The 4,238-nt window shown below is 66.5% G+C and carries 7 protein-coding genes; 2 read left to right on the top strand and 5 right to left on the bottom strand.

Translation table 11 applies throughout. The features are described from left to right. Window positions 1-736, bottom strand: a 736-nt coding sequence (locus ACFWF3_RS19640; protein WP_379314754.1) for a class I tRNA ligase family protein, incomplete at its 3' end; no start/stop codon positions are given. Between the two features lie 295 nt (window positions 737-1,031). Here ACFWF3_RS19640 and ACFWF3_RS19645 point away from each other — a divergent pair. Beyond that, the gene (locus ACFWF3_RS19645) at window positions 1,032-1,454 is read left to right on the top strand and encodes a helix-turn-helix domain-containing protein (protein ID WP_379314755.1); all 423 of its coding nucleotides are present in this window, start codon (window positions 1,032-1,034) and stop codon (window positions 1,452-1,454) included. Further along, window positions 1,451-2,290 (top strand): alpha/beta fold hydrolase, encoded by an 840-nt coding sequence (locus ACFWF3_RS19650; RefSeq protein ID WP_379314756.1) that lies wholly within the window; start codon window positions 1,451-1,453, stop codon window positions 2,288-2,290. Before ACFWF3_RS19645 ends, ACFWF3_RS19650 begins: the two co-directional genes overlap by 4 nt. 51 nt (window positions 2,291-2,341) lie before the next feature. On the opposite strand, the gene ACFWF3_RS19655 is transcribed toward ACFWF3_RS19650, so the two are convergent. The 4 genes from ACFWF3_RS19655 to ACFWF3_RS19670 all read right to left on the bottom strand — a co-directional run. Beyond that, window positions 2,342-2,599, bottom strand: a complete 258-nt coding sequence (locus tag ACFWF3_RS19655; protein WP_194828263.1) for a hypothetical protein — start codon at window positions 2,597-2,599, stop codon at window positions 2,342-2,344. A gap of 122 nt (window positions 2,600-2,721) precedes the next feature. After that, entirely contained in the window at window positions 2,722-3,273 is a 552-nt protein-coding gene (locus tag ACFWF3_RS19660) for a dihydrofolate reductase family protein (RefSeq protein WP_379314757.1), read from the bottom strand. A gap of 86 nt (window positions 3,274-3,359) precedes the next feature. Further along, on the bottom strand, window positions 3,360-3,725 hold the full coding sequence (locus ACFWF3_RS19665) for a DUF4345 domain-containing protein (RefSeq protein ID WP_379314758.1): 366 nt from the start codon (window positions 3,723-3,725) through the stop codon (window positions 3,360-3,362). 163 nt (window positions 3,726-3,888) lie between these two features. Further along, a partial coding sequence (locus ACFWF3_RS19670; protein ID WP_379314759.1) for an alanine--tRNA ligase-related protein occupies window positions 3,889-4,238 on the bottom strand: 350 nt, incomplete at its 5' end.

The raw sequence follows: 4,238 nt of genomic DNA on the forward strand, positions 1-4,238 counted from the left end.
GGATGTCGAACTCGGCGCCGATGCGGTTGAGCGCGATCGCCGCACACTCGATGTGCCAGCCGGGCCTGCCGGCGCCGAAAGGCGCCTCCCACGACGGTTCACCGGGGCGTTCGGCCCGCCAGAGCAGCGCGTCGATGGTGTCGCGTTTGCCCGGCCGGTCCGGGTCGCCGCCGCGTTCGGCGAACAGCGTCTCCATGGTGGCGCGGTCGTAGCCGGATTCGTAGCCGAACTGCTCGGTGGCGTCGGTGCGGAAGTAGATGTCGGGGTACTCGGCATCGTCGACGATGTAGGCCGCGCCGGCCGCGAGCAACTTCTGCACCAGCTCCACCACCTCCTCCACCGATTCGATGGCACCGATGTAGTGGCGCGGGGGCAGCACCTGGAGTGCGGCCATGTCTTCGCGGAACAGGTCGATCTCGCGGCTGCCGAGGTCGCGCCAGTCGATACCGTCGCGGTCGGCGCGCTCGAACAGCGGGTCGTCGACGTCGGTGACGTTCTGCACGTAGTGCACGTCGTGGCCCGCGTCGCGCCAGACCCGGTTGACCAGGTCGAACGTCAGGTAAGTGGCGGCGTGACCGAGGTGGGTGGCGTCGTAGGGCGTGATGCCGCAGACGTACATCTTCGCGGTCTCTCCAGGGGTGACCGGGCGGATCTGACGGTCGGCGGTGTCGTACAAACGCAACGGCGGCCCTGTTCCGGGGACTGTCGGCAGGGCGATATCGGACCAGGACTGCATGTCTTCGAGGGTAGAGCCCCTGTCGAGGTGCTCGGCCCGCGGCCCGGCACATGGGGTTGCTCGCGGCGTCGCGGCACGGCCCGCTACCTGCACACAAACGTGTCGCGGCGCGAGCGTCAAGGTTTGCGCTCGAGCAGATCCGCTGGTCACGGGGGTAGCGGGGCGGATCGGGCGTGTCGTGCCCAGTGTGCGGTCCCACCTGGGCGAACGGTTGCCATCGCGATCATTGTCACAGTCCACAACTCACAAAACGTCCCTATTGATCCCTATATGTACCTTCGTTTACGGTTGTTTCATGACAGATCGTCTCTATTCGGTGGAGCAGGTCGCCGAACTGCTCGGACTGCATGTCCGCACCGTGCGCAGTTATGTGCGCGAGGGCAAACTCCCCGCCGTGCGCATCGGCAAGCAGTACCGCATCACCCACGAAGACCTCGAGACCTTCACCGGACTGCCGATCACCACACCGCAGACGACACCGCGTCGACACGCCGAGTCCTCCTGCATCGTCGAGATCGACGACATCGACCGCGCCACCGTCGACCGGATCACCACTCTGCTCACCGCCACCGCCGGTACCCGAGGCGGCGGCGGTCAGCGGATGCGCGTGGAGACCAGCTACGACCCGGCCCGGCGCCGCCTCAAAGTGATCCTGCTCGGCAGCCTCGTCGACAGTTCCCGCCTGCTCGACTACCTGGACGGAATCCTGCGCTCATGATCTACAAAACCGACGAAGGCAGACGGCTCGTCGAGCAGCGCTACCGCGAACACCTCGACGCCTGGCCGGTGCCACGCGAGGAACTGCGGATCGACACCGGCATCGGCGAAACGTTCGTCGTGGCCTCCGGACCGGTGGACGCACCGCCGCTGGTCGTGCTGCACGGCTCAGGAGCCAACGCGAGCACTTGGCGCGCCGACATCGCGGACTGGTCGAGAAGCTTCCGCGTGTATGCGGTGGATCTGCCCGGCGAACCCGGCTTCAGCGTCCCCACCCGGCTGGCATTGGACAGCGATGCGACCGCGAGCTGGCTCGACGAGGTCATCGACGGACTCGGCCTCGACACCGTGGCACTGGCCGGCATGTCGCTGGGTGGGTGGACCGCCCTCGATTACGTCCTGCGCAGGCCGGGCCGGGTTACGACGTTGGTCCTGCTGTGCCCGGGAGGACTGGGCAAGCACCGCTACGGCTGGCTGGTGAAGGCGATCGGGCTGCGGATGATCGGCAGGCACAGCGTGCACGAGATGGCACGCCTGGGCCTCGGCCTGGATGGGGCGCAAGCGGATCCGATCGTCGACGACATCGCATTGACGTTCACCCATTTCACGCCCCGCCCCGGAAAACTGCCCATCTTCCGCGACGAACAACTACGCGAAGTGGACATCCCGGTCCTGATAATCGTCGGCGAACGCGACGCTCTGTTCGACTCCGCACGCACCGCCGAACGCGCCCGCGCCTTCACCCGAGGCGAGGTGCGGCTCCTGCCCGGAGTCGGGCACGCGCTACTGAATCAGTCTGCTGCGGTAAGCGAATTCGTGCTCTCGCACGCGGGATGAGACTTCGGTGCCACCGCTCCCCGACGTGCGGCGACACCGAACATGATCACATCACAGTTCGCGGCACTGCATCTGCGCCGCGTCCGGGCCGAGCTGCTGGGTCGCGTAATACGCCGCACCAACCTCGTTGCCGGCCTTCACCGTAACGTCAGGCAGCGGCGCGCCGGCCTGGTTGGTGGAGGAACACACATAGGTCTTCTCAGCCCACCACCCGGCAGGGAACGCCTGCGCGGGCGCGGCAACAGCAGCGGCAGCACCGGTGAGCAGCAACGCGGCTGCGGAGGCGGTGACGATAGAACGGGTCGACATAGGTTTCCTCAGATCTCACGGGGATAACGAAAGTGCTTGGAGCACACTAGCACCGGCGCTGACCAGGCAACAGAGCCTTGGCCACCGTGAGAAACCGCAGCTACAGCCGCGGTGAGCGGACCTCAGTCGACCTGATAGCGCATCAGCATCACCGTTTCGAAGCGCCGCGTCTCGACCAAACGCAGCCCGATCCGCTGATCCAGTGCCGGGAACATCGGTGTGCCACCGCCGAGCACTATCGGCGAGACGAACAGCTGGTACTCGTCGATGAGCCCGTGTGGCATCAGCGCGGACGCGAGGCTCGCACCACCGACCTCCATGACGCCGTCGCCTTCGGCCTTGATCCTGCGGACCTCCTCGACGACGTTCTCGCTGACCAGGGTGCTGTTCCAGTGGACCTCGGTGAGCGTGCGGGAGCAGACGACCTTGGGTGTGCGGGTCCAGAGTTCGCCGAACTCGCGCTGGATGGGCGGTGCGTCCTCGGGCACGTGCGGCCAGTACTCGGCCATCAGCTCGTAGAGCCTGCGACCGTTCACCGCGACCTCGAGCCCGCGGAATCTGTCGTTGTGGTACTGGTGCAGCTCGTCGTCGGGGTCGGTCCAGTCGATTCTGCCGTCGCGGTCGTTGACGTAACCGTCGACTGACACGCCGAATCCGTAGATCAGTTTCCTCATACCGTGTAGACCTCCTTCGCGCTCGAAATTCATCGGCCCCCACCTCACCGTTTCGGACACTACGGGAAGGTGTCCGACCGGATCCGTCAGGCGACACCGAGCACGAGCGCGGCGCCCACGAGCTCGACCAGGCAGTAGAACCAGTTCGGATAGAAGCGCGTCGCGCTGTCGACCAGTCGCGAGATGATGCGACCGCCCGCCATCCCGGCCAGCGCGACACCCACAGTCAGCGCTGCCCCGGACCGCAGATCATCGGCACCGAACGCCGACCAGAACAGCACCCCGGCGACGGCCAGCCCGAAACCGCCGTACACCGCGCGAATCTCGGCCCGGCTCACCGCCGTCGCCACCGTCGTCCCGAACGGACGTGCCAGCGCGGCGGGAGCGACCAGCGCGTACAACCCCATCCCCGCGAACAGCACCGCGACAAGACTCAGCACGACGGTTCTCATCGGCTTCCCCCGACCACGCGCCACTGCGCAACCGACGGAGCCGGACCAGCATGTTGTCGCATCTCTTCTCCTCGCATCGTTGTCCGGCGATCCTCACACCCGGTCCGGCCTTGCGCTTCCGAAAACCTGCTACCGCCACGAAGGGCCCAGAATCCGAACCCGCTCACCCGACCCCGGATTCGGTGGTCAGATACACCACGAGATCGCGGGGCAGACCGTGGGTGTCGTGCAGGTAGTGGTAGTCGCCGTCGGTCAAGGGTCCGCTGAAACGACGGTGGGACAAGACCTTTCGCCCGCGCTGGATCAGCAGATCGAATTTGTGTTCCTCCTCGACCAGCAGGGTGCGCACGTCCTGGCCGCGCACGGATTGCCGGAAGTGCCCGAGGGTGTGGTCCACCAGCTCGATCGGCAGGTCCGACAGAGTGCGGGTCGGATCGTCGCGCCACAACGTGGTGAGGGTGCGGCGGAGCAAACGCCGCAGGATGTGACCACGGCCCGACGGGGACGGGGTGA

Source organism: Nocardia sp. NPDC060220 (genome assembly GCF_042727815.1).
Lineage (GTDB): Bacteria > Actinomycetota > Actinomycetes > Mycobacteriales > Mycobacteriaceae > Nocardia.